Source organism: Streptomyces sp. NBC_01465 (assembly GCF_036227325.1).
Lineage (GTDB): Bacteria > Actinomycetota > Actinomycetes > Streptomycetales > Streptomycetaceae > Streptomyces.
Genome location: NZ_CP109467.1, coordinates 253,790 through 271,383, shown reverse-complemented (window position 1 = coordinate 271,383; position 17,594 = coordinate 253,790). Strand labels below are relative to the sequence as shown.

Sequence of the window (17,594 nt, the reverse complement as noted above, 5' to 3'; positions counted from 1 at the left end):
TCCTGGCCTCACAGAAGGTGTCGGCGGTCCACGGCCGCGGCGAGAGCGGTGTGTCCGGCGGGGTTGGGGTGCAGATGGTCGCCGCTGTCGTACGCGGGCAGCAGACGCGCGGGGTGTACGGGATCGCGCAGGGCGGCGTCGAAGTCGGCGAGTCGGTCGAAGACCTTCCCGTCCCTCAGGACGGCATTGATCTCCTCGCGTACGACGTCGAGTCCGGGCGTCCAGCGCACCCACCCCTCGAACGGGGTGATCGTGCCGCCGACCACCCGCAGCCCGGCGTCGTGGGCGCGGACCACCAGCTGGCGGAAGCCCGCGAGGACGAGCGTCGGATCGGTCTGACTCGGCGGCTGCTGAAGGTCGTTGACGCCCAGGTGGACGAGGAGGGTGCGCAGCCCGGGCAGTCCGAGGACGTCGCGGTCGAAGCGCGCCTGGCCGCCGTGGCCGAACCGGGCGTCGTCCAGGAGCAGCCGGTTGCCGCTGATCCCGAGGTTGGCGACGGCTCCGCCGGGCAGCCGGCGGGCCAGCTGGTCGGGCCAGCGGAGGTTGGCGTCGTCGGGGGTGCCGACGCCTTCGGCGATCGAGTCGCCGAGCACGGCGACCGACGGGCCGCGCGCGTCCGACACGTCGACACCGGTGAGCAGGAACACCGAGGTGGTGCGGACGCCGTCGACCCAGTGCGAGGCGTGCGTATTGCGGTGGAAGGACAACGGCCCTGTGGGGCCCGGGAGTCGGGTCTCCACGGTCAGGTCGTATCCGCTCTGCACGCGCAGTCCGCCGACCGGATCGCTCGTCAGCGAGGCGCCCGCCGCCAGCCAGGCCTGCGGCTCGCCGCCGAAGGTCACGGGGCGGCCGCCCGCGGTGACGGGGCCGACCAGCACGGGCCGAGTGCCGAAGGCGTGCCCGTACCGCAGTCGCACGCGGCCTCCCGCGGACAGGCGCACCGTGGCCCGGAAGGTGGCATTGGTCAGGCCTGCGGACGCCACGGGGTCGGCGGCCGTCGGTGCGGTCTGGGCCGTCGACCAGGAGGCGGTCCACGGGGCGTCGTGACGCGTAGCCGCCTGTGCGTCCGCCGGGGCGGCGGCCACGGCCACGATCCCGGCGGCCGCGCCGAGCACTCCTCTTCGGGTGGGCGCGCTCACTGGGGGCACGGCCCGGTCGGGTCGTACGCGCTGCCGTAGGTGCCCACCGCGTCGCCACCGGTGTTGCCGCTCATGGTGTTGGTGCACACCGGGCCCTGCGGGGTGCGCATGAACTTGATGCCGCCGCCTGCGTTCCCGGTGATGGTGTTGCCGTAGATGCCCGTGTTGATGCCGTCGGTCGCGGTGTCGCCGCCGAGCCGGATGCCGGCGCCGAGGTTGTCGTGGACGGTGTTGTACCGGAAGGTGTTGCCGCTGCCGCGTGCGTCGAGCCCGGCGGAGCTGGGGTCGCTCTGGGCGCTGCAGTCGTTGTACTCGACGTAGTTCGCCGTCGAGTTCTCCTTCACGTCGACGCACTCGTTGCCGTGCGTGGCGATGGTGTTGTTGCGGATGTGGTTGCCGCGGCTGATGTCGGCCGCCGCGTCCGGCGCCCCGTTGGCGCCCTGCTGCTCGGGTGCCGTACCGAGGTAGATGCCCTCGCCGTTCTTGCCCCCGCCGCCGAAGCGGAAGTCCGCGACCCCGCAGTTGGTGATGGTGTTCTCCGACACCTCCGCGCTCGTGACGAGATAGCGCAGGCGTACGCATTCGTCGGCGGCGTTCTTGAGCGTCATGCCAGTGATGCGGAGTCCGGCGACACCGTTGCCGGGAGTCGTGCTCATGACATAGATGAGCTTGAGGCGGTAGCCCGAGACGTCCGACGAGGAGCCGAACAGCCCGTCGACGGTGAACCCGTCCAGCACGGTCCCGTCGTGCTGCACCTGGAAGATCCGGGAGTTCCCCGCCCCCTTCAGTACGGCGGTCGACGGACCGGTGACGGTCACATCGGGCCGCCGCGTCACGACGTCCTGCAGATAGGTGCCCGCCGCCAGGTGCACCACCGATCCGGACGGCGCCAGGTCCAGCGCGTGCTGGACCGTCGAGAACGGACTCCCCGACGACGTACCGGAGTTGGCGTCGCTGCCCGACGGGCTGACGTAGTACGCGCCCGCCGCCGCAGCAGCGGGCGGCGCGGGCAGGGCGAGGGGCGCTCCCGCGGCCAGCGCGGCGAGGAGAGCGGCGGTCAGTGCACGGCTCATGCGGTGTTCCTCCTGGGATCGGCGAACGACAGAGCGAGGACTACGGGAATGCTCGGACCCAGCAGCAGCGGCCCGAGCGGCACGACGGCGGAGAGCAGGACGGCCGAGACGACGGCGCCGAGGATCGCGGTGCCCCGGGCGGGCGAACCGAAGCCGAGGGCGAGCGCCCCGCGCGTCCACGCGGCGACCGAGCCGTTCGGCGACTGCCCCGCCTGGGCGGCGAGCGCCACATGGTGGATGACCAGCGCGGCGGCGATCCCCGCCTGGGCGGCGAGCGCGACAAAGGCGATCGGGTGCGAACGGCCCAGCAGATAAACGATGTTGGCGACGAGAACGGCGGCGGCCGCAGTGGACAGCAGGCTGTGCTTCCACAGCGCCCGCCAGTACCGGGGGAAGGCCTCGAAGACCCCGGCGAAACACCGGCTGTCGCCATCGGCCCGCCACCGCTGCAGCGCGCACGCCATCGCCGCGAGCGCCGGCAGCCAGGTCACCACACCCAGCGCCAGCACGGTGAACGCGGCGCCGGCCGCCGCCGGGTACGCGAAGAACTCAAGACGCCTCAGCAGCGGATACGACCGCATTTCAGCCGACCTTTCCTGTGTACGGTTCCTCGGCGTCCAGGACCAGGCGCCCGCGCACTTCCACGCGCCGGGCGGCCACCACGGCGATCGCATCGCCGTCGATCAGCACGGCCGCCGCGTCCGCGGTGACGCCGGCGGTACGGATGCGCCGAGTGCCGGGGGAGAGGAGCACGGTCTCGCTGCCGAAGGCCACGCCGAAGCCCTCTTCGCACGCCACCTCCTGCGCGACGGACGTCTCACCCGGCTCGATCGCCGTGAAGAACACGGCAGTTGGAGTCGGCGACGTCGTCGTGCTCAGGGTGTGCAGCGTCCGGGTGATCCGCAGCTCCGGAGTGCTGGAGGTGGGGTTCGCCTCGACCGTCACCGCGGCTGACCCGGTACGGGCGCGGGCCGGGGCGAAGCGGCGTACGACGGCACAGGCCGCACCCGACCGGATCCGGTGCACGTCGTCGGCGGCCCGTTCCGTCGGCGCGTCGGTCTGCACCAGGAACGACCACTCCCGCGCGGCGTCCGCTTCCGCCACGTCCAGCAGCACGAGGCGCCCCGACGGGGTGAACACCAGCGTGCGGTCGAGGCGTTCGACGCCGAGCGCGGAGTCGTACATCGCGGCGATCTCCGCCGTCGCGTGCGCCCACCCGCCCTCGGCGAGCACATCGCGCTGGCGGGCCTGCCGCTCGTAGGGGATGTCCCGGTACACGTGGTACCGGTCCTCGTCGGCGTACCCCTGCCCGTCCACGAGCAGCAGATTGTGGTGGGCAGCACGCTTGCGGTTGCTGTAGCCCTCGTCCACGGCGAGATGGGCGCCCTGCGAGATGAGGACGAACGAGCCCGAATCGGGGTGGTGGTGACCGGTGTTGAGCGTCTCCCAGCCGAGCTCGGCACGGTGCTTCGCCGACGTCTCCCACGCCTTGTGCCCGCCGCCGGGGCTCGCCTTGAAGGAGACCAGGGTGGCGTCCGCGTCCCATCCCGTACGGGAGGCGAGCAGCCCGAGATCGGGGAAGTACGCCTGCGTGCGCGACGGTGCGACGGGCGCCACCGCCGGGTCGTACCAGAGGTGCTCCAGATACGCCTCGGGCAGGATCCCCGGCCGCACCCCGCTCAACTCGGCCTCCTGCGCGAGCAGTTCGCCGCTCACCAGATCGCCGAGCCACTGCGCCTCGCCGATGCCGTAGCGGGACGCCAGCCGGTAGTAGAGCGCGGCGCTGTGTCCGCTGTGCCGGTCGTGGCAGTCGCCGTGGTCCACGATGCGGGCGAAGCCGGGCGCCGACTGATGGAGCCGGTAGTCGAAGGTGTTCGCCATGAAGCCGCCGCGCTCCCACCAGTCGATGCCCTCCGCCTCCTGGAGCAGATCGAGGTGCATGGCCAGCCAGGGCACGCCGTAGCGCCAGTAGACGACCCCTTCGGCGTGCGAACCGTCCTCGGGCAGTGCGTCGAGCACCCGGCCGAGATTGTCCTTGGCGCGCTCGGTCCACTCCTCGCGGCCCAGTACGTATCCGGCGGTCGCCAGGCCCGCGTAGCAGATCCAGTTGTGGTTCTGCCAGTACGAGGACGACCACCAGCGGCCCTCCGAGGCCACCGCGAACTCGTACAACCGCCGCCCCTGGAGCAGCAGTTTGTAGCGCACCAGCGCTTCGACCTCCGGCGGGAGCGAGTCCCTCAGCCAGTGGTACGCGAGCGAGACGCCGTGCAGCAGCCAGCCCGCGTCCAGGTCGTGGTCGGGCATGTGGGCGCTGCCCCAGTGAGGGAGGCGCACCGCGGCCTCCATCCAGCGGCTGCTCTCCGCCAGGTGGGCGGGGTCGCCGGTGAGCCGGTGGGCGAGTGCCGGGTTGGCGGCGGCCGGGCCCAGCCAGGTGATGCTGGCCTGCGGATGGACGGCGGGCGGGGTGCGGTCCAGGTTGCGTACGGCCTCCAGGAGGAGCCGTTGCTCCTGGGCGGGCCTGGGCCCGGCCGGCGGGGTCGCGGAGAGGAGCATGTCAGGCCTCCGCCCCGTGGACGGCCGTGGTGCCGTCGGCCAGTTCGACGATCAGGCCGCCCTGTTCGGTGAGCGTGATGTCGACGACGGCGGGGCCCGCGTCCCCGGCCTGGTAGACCGAGGCGAAGGTGACGCACTCGGCCTGCGCGGTGAAGTCCACCCAGGTGCGGGTGCGGCCCGGGTCGTCCGCGGGGCCCGGCCCCGGACGGGTGAAGGGGCGTACCGGAGTGGTGGCCGTGTGCCAGCCGTGGAGGTTCTCCGTGCCGTACCAGGTGGTCCGCACCGCGCCGGACGCCCGGACCTGGACGTCGAGCGCCGTGCCGGGCCGCAACTGGGCGGTGACGGCACGGGATTCGGGCGCGGTGACGGTGAGCAGGTCCACGAGATAGCAGGACCCGGCCTCCATGCGGCGGACCGCGCGCACCCCTGGATAGGCGGAGGTCACCTCGGCCGTCACGGACGAGGCGTCCGCCGAGAGCAGCCGGCCGGCGCACTCGGCCTGCTCGGCGCCGTCGACCCGGAAGGCGGGATGCGCGGCGGTCGAGGTGTAGAGCTCTCGGAACTCGGCGTGCGCGTACGGCACTTGGCCGTAATCGGGCTGCCAGGGAGTGTGCGCCCCGTAGAGATACAGCGCCAGCTTGTCCCGGTGCCCGTGCGAACCGCCGTGCGGACCGAAGTCCAACAGCGCCTGGACGCCGCCCGCGCGGAGCACCGCGTACCCCGTGTCCGCGAAGACGGTGGCCGCACCGGTCTCGGGCAGCACGCCCAGAGGCGCCCCGGCGAACCAGCCGCCCAGCTCGCGGTCGAGTCCGTCGTCGGCGGCTCCGAGTTCGGTGCGCGCCTGCCCGGCCACCGCGTCCAGCCGCGCCGACGGTGCGAACTGCCCTGTCAGCGCCACGAGTTCGAGCCACTCCAGCGCCAGCGGTGCGCGCAGGTAGGGCCCGTCGTGCAGCGCGGGCAGCAGCCCGCCGTCCGTGGCGATCGACGCCAGTACGCCGGTCATGCCCGCCAGTACGGCGGTCACGTCGGCCGGGACCGCAGCCGGGTCCGTCCCGCGCAGCGCGAGCAGCGCCGCCCGCAGCACGAAGCCGTGGTAGTACGTGGAGCCCTCCCACTCCCAGCCGTCACCGGCGACCGCGGCCCGCAGATGCGCGTACAGCCCGCTCTCGCCGTCCCGCCACTGCTTGGCGCCCTCCCACGGAATCCCGCGCACCGCCGACGCGGCCCGGCTCGCCGCCGTACCCGCGGCGTTCAGCCACGCCGTGTAGTTGGACGCCAGGTCGCCGCGGCCCACCAGCACCTCGCGGGCGTCCAGCGCGGCACGCTCCAGGTCGTCGAGGAGCGGCAGCACCGCCGCCAGACCCTCCGCGCCCCGGTCGGCCAGGGTCCACACCGCATGACCGATGTTGACCGCCCAGATGGCGTCGGTCAGCGCCTGGTGGAAGAGGCATCCGCGCAGCATCCACGACTGGGCCTCGTCGTGCCGCCCGCCCGCCAACTCCGCGTACAGACCGGCGTATTCGACGAGCCGGGCGACCGCCTCCGCGCTCTCGCCCCGGTGCGCGAGCAGGCGAATGTGACGCGCCCACGCCTGGTGGGAGAGGACCAGCCAGGCGCCGCGCACCACCTCGGTGTCGACCCGGCAGCCGTACGAGCAGCGTGCGCCGCCCTCGGGGAAAACCCCGATCAGCGGGTCGCCGTGGTCGAGCTCGACCCCATGGGCGGGGCACACGTACGCGTGCCACCAGCCGCCCCGCTCGCGCGGGATGCTCCTCAACGCGGCCATACGCCACCGTCGATGTCCACGGTCGTCCCGTTGAGGAAGCCGGAGGCGGGCGAGGCCAGGTGGACGACCGCGGCCGCCACGTCCTCGGGGGTGCCGGCGCGGCCCACCGGGATGCCCGCCACCATCGCGGTCTGTGCCTCGGGGGCGGTGAACGTGTTGTGGAACGCGGTGCCGCCGATGAAACCGGGCGCGACCGCGTTCACGGTGATCCCGGCCCCGCCGACCTCCTTCGCGAGCCCCTTCGTGAAGCCGCGGATCCCGGCCTTGGCGGCCGCGTAGGCGACCGATCCGGGGCCGCCGCCGTTGTGCGCGGCCAGCGAGGACATGGTGATGATGCGCCCGGCGGACGAGGAGCGCAGATGGGGGAGCGCGGCCCGGCAGGTGCGGAACGTGGAGGTGAGATTGACGTCGACGACCCGGCCGAAGTGCTCGTCCGACATCTCCTCGACCGAGGCCCGCCCGATGAGATGACCCGCGTTGCAGACCAGTACGTCGAGCCCGCCGAGGAATCCCGTCGCCTCGTCCACCAGGCGGTCCACCTCGGCGGTCACGGTGACATCGGCCCGGAACGCCTTCGCACGCCGCCCCAGCGTCTCGATCGCGGAGACCGTCTCCCCGGCCTCCTCGGCGGAGCTGTTGAAGTGCACGGCGACATCGGCTCCCGCTGCGGCGAGCGCGATCGCGACGGCCCGTCCTATGCCGTGGGCCGCGCCCGTGACCAGTGCGCGGGAACCGTTGAGATCAGCAGACATGGTGGATCAGAACCCTTTCAGGGGTGGTTACTTGAGGCCCGCGGTGGCGAAGCCCTGCACGAAGTAGCGCTGGCCGAGGAGGAAGAGGACGACCATCGGCAGGGTGGCGAGCGTGGTGCCCGCCATCAGGTAGTGCCACTGGGTGCCGTTCTCGGTCTTGAAGACGGAGAGCCCGACCTGGATCACGCGGAGGCTGTCCGTGTGCGTGACCAGCAGGGGCCACAGGAAGTTGTTCCACGACGACTCGAAGGTCAGCAGGGCGACCGTGGTCAGCGCCGGCTTCACCTGGGGCGTCATGATCTGTGCGTAGATACGGAATTCGCCGAGCCCGTCGAGCCGGGCTGCCTCTTCCAGCTCCACCGGGAGGTCCAGATAGAACTGGCGGAAGAGGAAGACGGCGAAGGGGGTGACCGCGCCGGGCACGATCAGGGCCCACCAGGTGTCGAGCCAGCCGCTGCCGCCCTGGCCCAGCAGGTCGTTGCCGCCGGCCAGGGGCATGAAGCGGACGATCAGGAACTCGGGGAGCACCTTGGTGTACGTGGGGATCATCAGCGCGGCGACAAAGCAGTAGAAGATGAGGTCGCTGCCGCGGAATTTGATCCGGGCCAGTGCGTACCCCGCCATCGACGCCACGACGACATTGATGAGGGTGTGGCTCATCGCGATGATGAAGCTGTTGCGGGCGTACGTGGCGAACGGCGCGGCCTTGAAGGCCTCCGCGTAATTGCTGAACTCCCAGTGGGCGGGCAGCAGTCCGGCGTCCGGCGAGGCGATCTCGGCCGGGGTCTTCAGCGAGGTGAGGACCATCCAGACGAACGGCACCACCATGAGCAGCGAGACCACGGTCAGGACGGCGTAGAGCGCGATCCGCCCCCAGTTCACCGGCTTGCGTGTGCGCGGCAGGAGCTCGCCCTTGTTGAGCTCAGCTGTGGCCACGGGTGCCTCCCATGATCCGCCGGTTGACCAGGGTGAAGGCCAGCAGCAGTGCGAAGAGCACCAGCGACTGGGCGCAGGCGTAGCCGACGCGGAACTCCCGGAAGGCGGACTTGTAGATCTCGAACGTCATCATCGTGGTGCTGTTCGCCGGACCGCCGTCGGTGAGGACGTAGATCTGGTCGAAGGACTGGAAGGCGTTGATCATCGAGGTGATCAGGACGAAGAAGGTCGCGGGCTTGAGCAGCGGCAGTGTGATGGAGAAGAACTGCCGTACGCGCGAGGCCCCGTCGACGGAGGCGGCCTCGTACAGCTCCTTCGGCAGCGACTGCAGGGCGGCGAGGTAGATGAGCATCTTCATGCCGATGCCCTGCCAGATGCCGACCAGGATCACCGACGGCATCGACCAGGACGTGGAGAGCAGCCAGGCCGGACCGTGGATCCCGAAGATGCTGAGCACGGAGTTGAAGAGGCCGTTGGTCGGGTTGTAGATCCAGAACCAGACCAGGGCGATGGCCACGGTCGCCGTCACCTGCGGAAGGAAGACCGCGGTGCGGAAGATGCCGCGCGCCTTGAGGCCTGTGTGCAGGGCCATGGCGATGAGCAGGCCCAGCAGCATCCCGAACGGCACGGTGAAGAAGGTGTAGACGACGGTGTTCCAGATCGACTTGCGGAAGACCGCGTCGTCGAGCATCTCCCGGAAGTTGTCGAGACCGACGAACTGCGGGGCGCTGAGCACGTCGTACTTGGTGAAGGCGAGCGCGACCGACGCGACGACCGGCAGCCCGATCCAGAGCGCCGCGTGCAGCAGCGCGGGCGCCACCATCAGCCAGCCGGCCCTGCGGCGCCTGCGGCCGGGCCCGCCCGCCCGCGGGGTGCGCCGCGGGGGAGCGGAGTCAGGTGCGGAGGGCGGTGCGAGCGGCCGCGATTTCAGTGCGGATACGGTTCCCACGGTGTGCGGCCCTCACATCCGCGCGATGGCGGCTTCGGCGAGCTTGCCGAGCTCGGCGATGGCGTCCGCGGCGGACTGGCCGCCCACGATCGCGGGCTCCAGCGTGGGCTTGATCTTCTCGCGGATCTCCATCCACGCGGCGGTTCCGCCCTCGGAGCACGCCGCACCCAGGTTCTTCAGGGAGAGATCGACGAACTCGTTCTCCTTGGTGTACGCGGTTCCCGCCGCACCCAGGTCACGCATGCCGGGCACCGATCCGCGCTGCTTGGCCGCACCGAGGATGGACTCCGGGCTCGCCAGGTACTCCACGAGAGCACGGGCCGCGGCGGGGTGCTTGCTGCGTGCGGACTGGGTGACCAGGGTGCCGCCCTGCAGCATGGCCGGCTTGCGGTTGGCGAGGACGAAGGCACCGAGGGTGTCGCTCTCCAGCAACTCGGGCTTCTGGTCCTGCAGCTGCTTCCAGAGCCCGCTCGTCGTGACCATCATCGAGGCCTTGCCCGTCTGGACGTTCGTGGGGGCGCCGAGCTCGGTCTTCGTCGTGTAGTCGGCGCTGCCGTCGGCCATGAGGTCCTTGAAGAACTGCAGTGCCTCGACCCCGCGCGCGTCGGAGAACAGCACCTTCTTGCCGTCCTCGCTGAACAGCGAGCCGCCGTTGGCGAAGAGGAAGGTCTCCCACACCTGTCGCAGTTCGGCGGAGAAGGGGTCGAATCCCACCCGGCCCTTCTTCGTCAACTGCTTGGCCATGGCCCGGAGTTCGGTCCAGTTGGCGGGGGTGTTCTTGATGCCCGCCTCGGCGAAGTGGTCCTTGCGGTACACGACGATCCGGGTGTCCAGGACGACCGGCAGGGCGTAGAGCTTCCCGTCGTACCGGGACGGTTCCAGGACCCGCTTCTCGTAGTCGTGCGCGGCGGCCAGGGACTCCGGCAGCTCCGCGATCGCCTTCTTGGCGGCGAACGGGGGGATCCAGCCGACGCCCATCATCATCACGTCGGGCAGCAGTCCGCCCGCCATCGCGGTGGTGATCTTCTCGTTGAGCTGAGTGTACGTCGTGTAGTCGACGCTCACCTTCACATCCGGATACTTCTTCCGGAAGCCGCCGAGGATGTCCTGCTCGAGGAGCTTCTTCCCGTCCGCCTTCTCGTAGATGGGGGTGAGCAGCGTGATCTCACCCTTCGCGGGACCGTCCGCCGAGCCGCCGGCAGTCGAGGTACCGCTGCCGCAGCCGGTGAGGGCGGCGGCGGTACCTGCGCCGAGGGCGGCGAGTACGGATCGCCTGTTGAGTTCCATGGGTCAGCCCTTTGGGAAGGTGGAGTGATGGTGGAGTGGTGGATCGATCCAGCGATGAAGTCCCGGCCATGGATGGGAAGTGCTGGTAAATCGATGCACTGAAGCTAAGTGAGCCCCGGAACAGCCGTCAACAGGTGATGCATAAGAATTTTTCGGGGAAGTTAACTGGTGTACGGGTAGAGCAAGTTCAGTAAATCGGTACACTGATCGGCGTACGAGCAGGTCGAACCGGAGGTGGCATGAGCGGGGTAACGATCCATCAGGTCGCGGAGGCCGCAGGGGTTTCCGCGAGCACCGTCTCCAACGTCCTCAACGGGCGCGTCGAGCGGATGCAGCCGACCACGCTCGCCCGTGTGGAACAGGCGATAGAGAACCTCAGCTACCGGCCCAACCGGGCCGCCCGGATGCTGCGCACCGGCCGGATCCAGGTCATCGGCCTCATCGTGCCGTCCGTCGCCAACCCCTTCTGGGGCGCTCTGGCGCGGGAGTTGGAGGCCATCGCGCTGGCCGAGGGCTATCACGTACTGCTGTGCAACAGCGAGCGCGATCCGGCCAGGGAACTGAAGTACGGCGAGGAGCTCCTGGCCGACGGTGTCAGCGGCGTGGTGCTCTGCTCCTCGCTGCCCTCGCTCGACCATGTCGCGCCGCTGCTCAAGCGGGGGCTGAAGATGGTCGCCTTCGACCGCACCGCCCAGTCCGGCGACCCGTCCTCGCTGGCCAGCATCAGCGTGGACAACGCGATGGGCGCGGAGCTCGCGACCCGTCATCTCCTCGAACTGGGCCACCGCAGGCTGGCGTTCGTCTCCGGGTCGGTCAGCAGCGTCAACCGCAGGGAGCGGCTGCGCGGCTTCCGGGCCGCGCTGGAGGAGGCCGGGATCGACCCGGCCGAGGGGATCGTCTGGCCCGGGGCGTCGACCAGCGAGTTCGGCGACAAGGAGTCCGCGGAGCTCGGCCGCAGCGCGGCGCGCGAGCTCCTTGCCGTACCGGACCCGCCCACCGGGTTCGTCGCGATCAACGACATGTGCGCGATCGGGATCTGCCGCGGTGTCAGGGACGCGGGCCTGGTCGCGGGGCGCGACGTGTCGGTGGTGGGTTTCGACGACATCCTGCTGGCCGACCTGTTCGAGCCGCCGCTCACCACGGTGCGCCAGCCGCTGCCGGAGATGGCCGCCGAGACGTTCCAGCAGCTCAGATCCAGTATCGAATCGGCGCCCGCGGCCGGAAGGTCACTGCTCATCCGGCCGCGGCTGGTCGTGCGCGCGTCGACCGCGCCTCCTCAACTGCCCGGCTGAGGGGCTCAGTCGGCCGAAGGGGCCCAGCCCGTTGCCTGGATGCGGGCCGCGTCGGCTGCCCGGGACTCGTCGAAGACCGTACGGTGGCCGTCCGTGACCCGGATCCCGTCGACGTACGCGCCGCGCCCGACGTACAGCTGATCGGTGGCGTACCGCCAGCGCAGCGCCACCTCCTTGCCGCGCCAGGCCGCCAGATCGGCGTCGAGCCGGTGCCAGACCCGGCCGGACCACCCGCTGGCCGAACCGGCCGGGTGCGTCCGGGCCTCCTCGCCCTTCGCCGTGGTGGTGAAGGGCGCCGGCTGCCAGCTGGTGCCGCCGTCGGCCGACGCCTCCAGGAAGAGGAAGTCCGAGCCGGGTTCCGTGTCCCACCACAGAGCGCACTGGAGCCGGGGCCGATCAGAGGACATGGCCAGGGCGGGCAGGGTGAGGGTGGCGGTCGTCGCGCTCGCCATTCCGGAGAACCACGCGGTGCGGCCATGGGCGGGGCGTACGGGAACGGCGCGGGCCAGATCGGTGGCCGTGGCCACGCGCGGGGCGCTGCCCGAGCGCCAATTGCGTACGGGATGGACCGAGTTGCCCAGCACGATCAGGAAGGTGTCGGTCGTCGGGTCGAGGACGAGGCTGGTCCCGGTGAAACCGGTGTGGCCCGCGGTGTGGGGTGTCGCCATCGCGCCCATGTACCAGTGCTGGTAGAGCTCGAAGCCCAGGCCGTGCTCGTCGCCGGGGAAGGCGGTGTTGAAGTCGGTGAACATCAGCTCCACCGACTCGGGGCGCAGGATCCGAGCCTTGCCGTACGCGCCTCCGTTGAGCAGCGTCCTGGCCAGTACCGCCAGGTCCCAGGCGGTGGAGAAGACGCCCGCGTGGCCCGCGATCCCGCCGAATCCGAAGGCGTTCTCGTCGTGCACCTGACCCCAAATGAGCCCGCGTTCAAGCCCGGACCAGGGCAGCCGGGCATCCTCGGTGGCGGCGATCTTCGGCTTCCAGGAGGCGGGCGGGTTGTAGCGAGTGCGGTGCATCCCGAGCGGAGCGGTGATCTCGTCGTGGAGCAGGGCATCCAAGGTGCGACCGGTGATCTTCTCGAGGACCAGCTGCAGTGAGATCAGATTGAGGTCGGAGTAGAGGTACTTGGTCCCCGGCGGGTTCAGCAGCGGCTGGTTCCACAGCAGTTGGAGCTGATCGTCCCGAGTCGTCCCCTTGTACAGCGCGATCCAGGCCACGAACCCCGAAGTGTGGGTGAGCAGTTGCCGTACCGTCACGTCCTGCTTGCCCGCGCCCGCGAATTCCGGCAGATACGAGGCGACCGTAGCCTCCAGCTCCAGCGCACCCCGCTCGATCTGCTGCACGGCGAGGAGCGAGGTGAAGAGCTTGGAGACGGACGCCAGGTCGTAGACCGTGTCCCGCTCCGCGTCGATCTGCTGTTCGGCAGGGAACTCGACCCCGGTGTCGGTCTTCTCGTCGTACGCGGAATAGCGCACCGCCTTGCCGATCGGCTGATGCAGCGCCACCGTCGAGCCCCGCCCGGCCAGCAGCACCGCGCCCGCGTACCAGGGGTGCTTGGGCGAGGGGCCGAGATAGCGTTCCGCGTCCGCCACGAGCAGCTTGAGGTGTTCGGGCAGCAGCCCGGCGCGCTCGGCGCTCCCGTACCGCAGCGTCGTACGCCCGCCCGCACCGGACTGCGCCACCGCAGGACCCGCCGGCAGAGAGGCGAAGGCGACTGCCCCGCCCAGCGCCAGCATTGACCGGCCGAGCCCGCGCCGGCTGATGCCCCCGCCCGTCGCGCTGTCCGTCGCGTCGCCCTCGCCCATGAGCCACCCCACATCCTGTGAAAGTAATTTCCTGCATCACCAGCAACAGGTGAAACTTTCTTGCAGCGCCTGTTCCGTGTCAACCACGGCAAAGAATCTGACACTGCATCAGAAAATCTCTTCCCTCGGCCGTCCCGCTGCGGCATCCTGCGGGCCATGGAGACGGAGCTGAGCAAGAAACTGGGGATCGAGCACGCCATCTTCGGCTTCACGCCCTTCCCGGCGGTCGCCGCGGCCATCACCAGAGCCGGCGGATTCGGTGTGCTCGGAGCGGTCCGCTACACCGCCCCCGACGATCTGAAACGCGACCTCGACTGGATGCAGGAGCACACGGACGGACTGCCGTACGGCCTCGATGTCGTCATGCCGGCCAAGAAGGTCGAGGGCGTGACCGAGGCCCAGGTCGAGGCGATGATCCCCGAAGGGCACCGCCAGTTCGTCCAGGAGACCCTCGCCAAGTACGAGGTCCCCTCACTCGCGGAGGGCGAGGCATCGGGCTGGCGCATCACGGGGTGGATGGAGCAGGTCGCCCGCAACCAGCTCGACGTCGCCTTCGACTACCCGATCAAACTGCTCGCCAACGCGCTCGGTTCGCCGCCCGCCGACGTCATCGAGCGCGCCCACCGCAACAACGTGCTGGTCGCCGCCCTCGCCGGTAGCGCCAAGCACGCCAGGCACCACGCCGACGCGGGCATCGACATCGTCGTCGCCCAGGGGTACGAGGCCGGCGGCCACACCGGCGAGATCGCCTCCATGGTCCTCACTCCCGAAGTAGTCGACGCGGTCGGCCCGTTGCCCGTACTGGCCGCGGGCGGCATCGGCAGCGGCGAGCAGATCGCCGCCGGAATAGCCCTCGGCGCCCAGGGCGTCTGGCTAGGCTCGCTCTGGCTCACCACCACCGAGGCCGAGATGCACTCCCGCGCCCTCACCGCCAAACTCCTCGCCGCAGGCTCCGGCGACACCGTCCGCTCGCGCGCGCTGACCGGCAAGCCCGCCCGCCAGCTCCGCACCGAGTGGACGGACGCCTGGGACGATCCGTCAGGGCCAGGCACCCTGCCCATGCCGCTGCAGGGACTCCTCGTGGCCGAGGCGGTCTCTCGCATTCAGAAGTACGAAGTCGCCCCGCTTCTCGGTACCCCGGTCGGCCAGATCGTCGGCCGGATGAACTCCGAACGCAGCGTCCAGGCGGTCTTCGACGACCTGACCCGCGGCTTCGAACGCGCGGTGACCCGCATCAACCGCATCGCCGGAAGGAGCCAGTGACCATGAACCAGCCTCCCAACGGATTCTGGGCGCAGGCCACCGCCGACCCCGACCGCACCGTTCTCGTCGCCCCCGACGGCGAGGAGTGGACGGCCGGACGTCTTCACGCGGCGGTCAACCAACTCGTCCACGGACTGCGCGCCGCAGGTCTGGAGCGCGGCGACGCCTTCGCCGTCGTCCTGCCCAACAGCGTCGAATTCTTCACCGCCTACCTCGCCGCCTCCCAGGCCGGCTTCTATCTCGTCCCGGTCAACCACCACTTCGTCGGCCCCGAGATCGCCTGGATCGTCGCCGACTCGGGCGCCAAGGTCCTCATCGCCCACGAGCGCTTCGCGGAGGCGGCCACCCACGCGGCCGACGAGGCGAAACTCCCTGCGAGCCACCGCTTCGCCGTGGGGACGCTGCCCGGCTTCCGCCCGTACGCCCAACTCCTCGACGGACAGCCCGAGTCCGCGCCCGCCGACCGCACCCTCGGCTGGGTCATGAACTACACCTCGGGCACCACGGGCCGCCCGCGCGGCATCCGCCGCCCGCTCTCCGGCAAGCTCCCCGAGGAGTCCTACCTCGGCGGCTTCCTCGGGATCTTCGGGGTAAAACCCTTCGACGACAACGTCCACCTGGTCTGCTCCCCGCTCTACCACACGGCCGTCCTGCAGTTCGCGGGTGCGTCCCTGCACATCGGCCACCCGGTCGTCCTGATGGACAAGTGGGCGCCGGAGGAGATGCTGCGCGTCATCGACGCCCACCGCTGCACGCACACGCACATGGTCCCGACCCAGTTCCACCGCCTCCTCGCGCTGCCCGACGCGACCAAGGAGCGGTACGACGTCTCCTCGATGCGGCACGCCATCCACGGTGCCGCGCCCTGCCCCGACCACGTCAAGCGGGCGATGATCGACTGGTGGGGGACCTGCGTCGAGGAGTACTACGCGGCCAGCGAGGGCGGCGGCGCCTTCGCGACCGCCGAGGACTGGCTGAAGAAGCCCGGGACCGTCGGCAAGGCCTGGCCCATCAGCGAACTCGCCGTCTTCGACGACGACGGCAACCGTCTGCCGGCGGGGGAGCTCGGCACCGTCTACATGAAGATGTCCACGGGTGGCTTCAGCTACCACAAGGACGAGTCCAAGACGAAGAAGAACCGGATCGGCGACTTCTTCACCGTCGGCGACCTCGGCCTGCTCGACGAGGACGGCTATCTCTTCCTCCGCGACCGCAAGATCGACATGATCATCTCGGGCGGGGTCAACATCTACCCCGCCGAGATCGAGTCCGCCCTGCTCACCCACCCCGCCGTCGCGGACGCCGCCGCCTTCGGCATTCCGCACCCGGAGTGGGGCGAGGAGGTCAAGGCGGTCATCGAACCCGCCGAGGGCCAGCTGGCAGGGGACGCGCTCGCCGCCGCGATCCTCTCCCACTGCGAACAGCAGCTGGCGGGCTACAAGCGCCCCAAGAGCGTGGACTTCATCGAGACGATGCCGCGCGACCCCAATGGCAAGCTCTACAAGCGCCGGCTGCGCGACCCGTACTGGGAGGGCCGCGAGCGGGCCGTATAGCGCCGGGCGGCTCCGGGGCCCACCGTTGGCGCACCAGCCCGCGCGCCCCGGCGCCCGCTCTGGCAGCGTGATCCGCATGAGTACGGGCACCGGCACGGCATCGCTGACACGGCAGTGGACCACCTGGGTGCCGGTCCTGGCGGTGATCGCACTCGTCTTCGCGTGGGGCCGCGACCTGCCGGCCGTCGCCGTCGTCCTGGTCTCGCTCTGCCTGGCGGGCGCCGTGATGGCCGCCGTCCACCACGCCGAGGTGATCGCCCACAAGGTCGGTGAACCCTTCGGCTCACTGGTCCTCGCCGTCGCCGTCACGGTCATCGAGGTGGCGCTCATCGTCACTCTGATGGCCGACGGCGGATCCAAGTACTCCTCGCTCGCCCGCGACACCGTCTTCGCCGCCGTCATGATCACCTGCAACGGCATTGTCGGCCTCTCGCTCCTGGTGGGCGCGCTGCGCAGTGGGGTGGCGGTCTTCAACCCCGAGGGATCGGGCACACTGCTCGCCTGTGTCGCGACCCTCGCCACGCTCACGCTCGTCCTGCCGACGTTCACGACCACCAAGCCGGGACCGGAGTTCACCGGCCCCCAGCTCGCCTTCGCGGCGGTCGCCTCGCTCTGTGTGTACGGGCTGTTCGTCGCCGTACAGACCGTGCGCCACCGCGACTACTTCCTCCCGGTCACGCAGGAGGGCGAGATCCAGGATCCCGACGAGCACGCCGAGCCGCCCACCAAGGGCGCCGCCCTCGCCAGCCTCGCCCTGCTCTTGATCGCGCTCATCGCCGTCGTCGGCAACGCCAAGGCGGTCTCCCCGACGATCGAGCGGGGCGTCGAGTCGGCCGGACTGCCCCACGCGGTCGTCGGCGTCATCATCGCCCTGCTCGTCCTGGCGCCCGAAACCCTTGCCGCGGTACGGGCGGCCCGCCGCGAACGCGTCCAGACCAGCATCAACCTCGGTTTCGGCTCGGCGATGGCGAGCATCGGACTCACGATCCCCGCCATCGCCCTGGCCACCATCTGGCTCTCCGGGCCCCTCACGATGGGCCTCGACGCCACGCACATGGTGCTGCTCGCGCTCACCGTCGTGGTCGGCGCTCTGACGGTCGTGCCGGGCCGGGCCACCCTCGTGCAGGGCGGCGTGCACCTGGCGATCTTCGCCTCGTTCGTGTTCTTCGCCGTCAGCCCCTGACGAACAGCCCCTTGACCGGCTCC

14 protein-coding genes are annotated in these 17,594 nt (G+C 70.5%); 4 read left to right on the top strand and 10 right to left on the bottom strand.

Annotated features, from left to right (window positions below; genetic code table 11):
* Positions 1–8 precede the first annotated feature (8 nt).
* From OG707_RS01060 to OG707_RS01020, 9 genes are read right to left on the bottom strand one after another with little or no spacing between them, the layout of a single operon-like run.
* Complete coding sequence (locus OG707_RS01060) at positions 9–1,139, bottom strand: SGNH/GDSL hydrolase family protein (RefSeq protein ID WP_329113283.1); 1,131 nt, start codon at positions 1,137–1,139, stop codon at positions 9–11.
* Positions 1,136–2,212, bottom strand: a complete 1,077-nt coding sequence (locus tag OG707_RS01055) for a right-handed parallel beta-helix repeat-containing protein (RefSeq protein ID WP_329113281.1) — start codon at positions 2,210–2,212, stop codon at positions 1,136–1,138. The genes OG707_RS01060 and OG707_RS01055 overlap by 4 nt, the downstream gene beginning before the upstream one ends.
* Positions 2,209–2,793, bottom strand: a complete 585-nt coding sequence (locus OG707_RS01050) for a DUF624 domain-containing protein (RefSeq protein ID WP_329113279.1) — start codon at positions 2,791–2,793, stop codon at positions 2,209–2,211. Before OG707_RS01050 ends, OG707_RS01055 begins: the two co-directional genes overlap by 4 nt.
* 1 nt (position 2,794) lies before the next feature.
* On the bottom strand, positions 2,795–4,765 hold the full coding sequence (locus OG707_RS01045) for a hypothetical protein (protein WP_329113277.1): 1,971 nt from the start codon (positions 4,763–4,765) through the stop codon (positions 2,795–2,797).
* 1 nt (position 4,766) lies between these two features.
* Positions 4,767–6,551, bottom strand: coding sequence for a heparinase II/III domain-containing protein (locus tag OG707_RS01040; RefSeq protein ID WP_329113275.1), 1,785 nt, complete (start codon positions 6,549–6,551; stop codon positions 4,767–4,769).
* Complete coding sequence (locus OG707_RS01035) at positions 6,539–7,303, bottom strand: SDR family NAD(P)-dependent oxidoreductase (protein WP_329113273.1); 765 nt, start codon at positions 7,301–7,303, stop codon at positions 6,539–6,541. Before OG707_RS01035 ends, OG707_RS01040 begins: the two co-directional genes overlap by 13 nt.
* A gap of 27 nt (positions 7,304–7,330) precedes the next feature.
* Complete coding sequence (locus OG707_RS01030) at positions 7,331–8,239, bottom strand: carbohydrate ABC transporter permease (RefSeq protein WP_329113271.1); 909 nt, start codon at positions 8,237–8,239, stop codon at positions 7,331–7,333.
* Entirely contained in the window at positions 8,226–9,188 is a 963-nt protein-coding gene (locus tag OG707_RS01025; protein ID WP_329113269.1) for a carbohydrate ABC transporter permease, read from the bottom strand. The genes OG707_RS01030 and OG707_RS01025 overlap by 14 nt, the downstream gene beginning before the upstream one ends.
* Positions 9,189–9,200: 12 nt before the next feature.
* Positions 9,201–10,475 carry an ABC transporter substrate-binding protein gene (locus OG707_RS01020; protein WP_329113267.1) on the bottom strand — a complete coding sequence of 425 codons (1,275 nt, stop codon included), beginning with the start codon at positions 10,473–10,475 and terminating at the stop codon, positions 9,201–9,203.
* Positions 10,476–10,714: 239 nt separating this feature from the next.
* Between OG707_RS01020 and OG707_RS01015 the strand changes: the two genes are divergently transcribed.
* Positions 10,715–11,767 (top strand): LacI family DNA-binding transcriptional regulator, encoded by a 1,053-nt coding sequence (locus OG707_RS01015; RefSeq protein ID WP_329113265.1) that lies wholly within the window; start codon positions 10,715–10,717, stop codon positions 11,765–11,767.
* A 5-nt stretch (positions 11,768–11,772) separates the two neighbouring features.
* Here OG707_RS01015 and OG707_RS01010 read toward each other — a convergent pair whose 3' ends face one another.
* On the bottom strand, positions 11,773–13,572 hold the full coding sequence (locus OG707_RS01010; protein ID WP_329113263.1) for a serine hydrolase: 1,800 nt from the start codon (positions 13,570–13,572) through the stop codon (positions 11,773–11,775).
* Positions 13,573–13,728: 156 nt separating this feature from the next.
* Here OG707_RS01010 and OG707_RS01005 point away from each other — a divergent pair, with 156 nt between their 5' ends.
* From OG707_RS01005 to OG707_RS00995, 3 genes are all read left to right on the top strand, one after another.
* Complete coding sequence (locus OG707_RS01005; RefSeq protein ID WP_329113261.1) at positions 13,729–14,835, top strand: nitronate monooxygenase; 1,107 nt, start codon at positions 13,729–13,731, stop codon at positions 14,833–14,835.
* A gap of 2 nt (positions 14,836–14,837) precedes the next feature.
* Entirely contained in the window at positions 14,838–16,388 is a 1,551-nt protein-coding gene (locus OG707_RS01000) for an acyl-CoA synthetase (RefSeq protein WP_329113260.1), read from the top strand.
* A gap of 76 nt (positions 16,389–16,464) precedes the next feature.
* Entirely contained in the window at positions 16,465–17,571 is a 1,107-nt protein-coding gene (locus OG707_RS00995; protein WP_329113257.1) for a calcium:proton antiporter, read from the top strand.
* Positions 17,572–17,594: the final 23 nt, after the last annotated feature.

What these genes read in the sequence shown, in the direction of transcription:
- OG707_RS01055 (WP_329113281.1), bottom strand. Translation starts at nt 2,212, where the DNA reads ATGAGCCGTGCACTGACCGCCGCTCTCCTCGCCGCGCTGGCCGCGGGA.
- OG707_RS01050 (WP_329113279.1), bottom strand. Translation starts at nt 2,793, where the DNA reads ATGCGGTCGTATCCGCTGCTGAGGCGTCTTGAGTTCTTCGCGTACCCG.
- OG707_RS01045 (WP_329113277.1), bottom strand. Translation starts at nt 4,765, where the DNA reads ATGCTCCTCTCCGCGACCCCGCCGGCCGGGCCCAGGCCCGCCCAGGAG.
- OG707_RS01040 (WP_329113275.1), bottom strand. Translation starts at nt 6,551, where the DNA reads ATGGCCGCGTTGAGGAGCATCCCGCGCGAGCGGGGCGGCTGGTGGCAC.
- OG707_RS01035 (WP_329113273.1), bottom strand. Translation starts at nt 7,303, where the DNA reads ATGTCTGCTGATCTCAACGGTTCCCGCGCACTGGTCACGGGCGCGGCC.
- OG707_RS01020 (WP_329113267.1), bottom strand. Translation starts at nt 10,475, where the DNA reads ATGGAACTCAACAGGCGATCCGTACTCGCCGCCCTCGGCGCAGGTACC.
- OG707_RS01015 (WP_329113265.1), top strand. Translation starts at nt 10,715, where the DNA reads ATGAGCGGGGTAACGATCCATCAGGTCGCGGAGGCCGCAGGGGTTTCC.
- OG707_RS01010 (WP_329113263.1), bottom strand. Translation starts at nt 13,572, where the DNA reads ATGGGCGAGGGCGACGCGACGGACAGCGCGACGGGCGGGGGCATCAGC.
- OG707_RS01005 (WP_329113261.1), top strand. Translation starts at nt 13,729, where the DNA reads ATGGAGACGGAGCTGAGCAAGAAACTGGGGATCGAGCACGCCATCTTC.
- OG707_RS01000 (WP_329113260.1), top strand. Translation starts at nt 14,838, where the DNA reads ATGAACCAGCCTCCCAACGGATTCTGGGCGCAGGCCACCGCCGACCCC.
- OG707_RS00995 (WP_329113257.1), top strand. Translation starts at nt 16,465, where the DNA reads ATGAGTACGGGCACCGGCACGGCATCGCTGACACGGCAGTGGACCACC.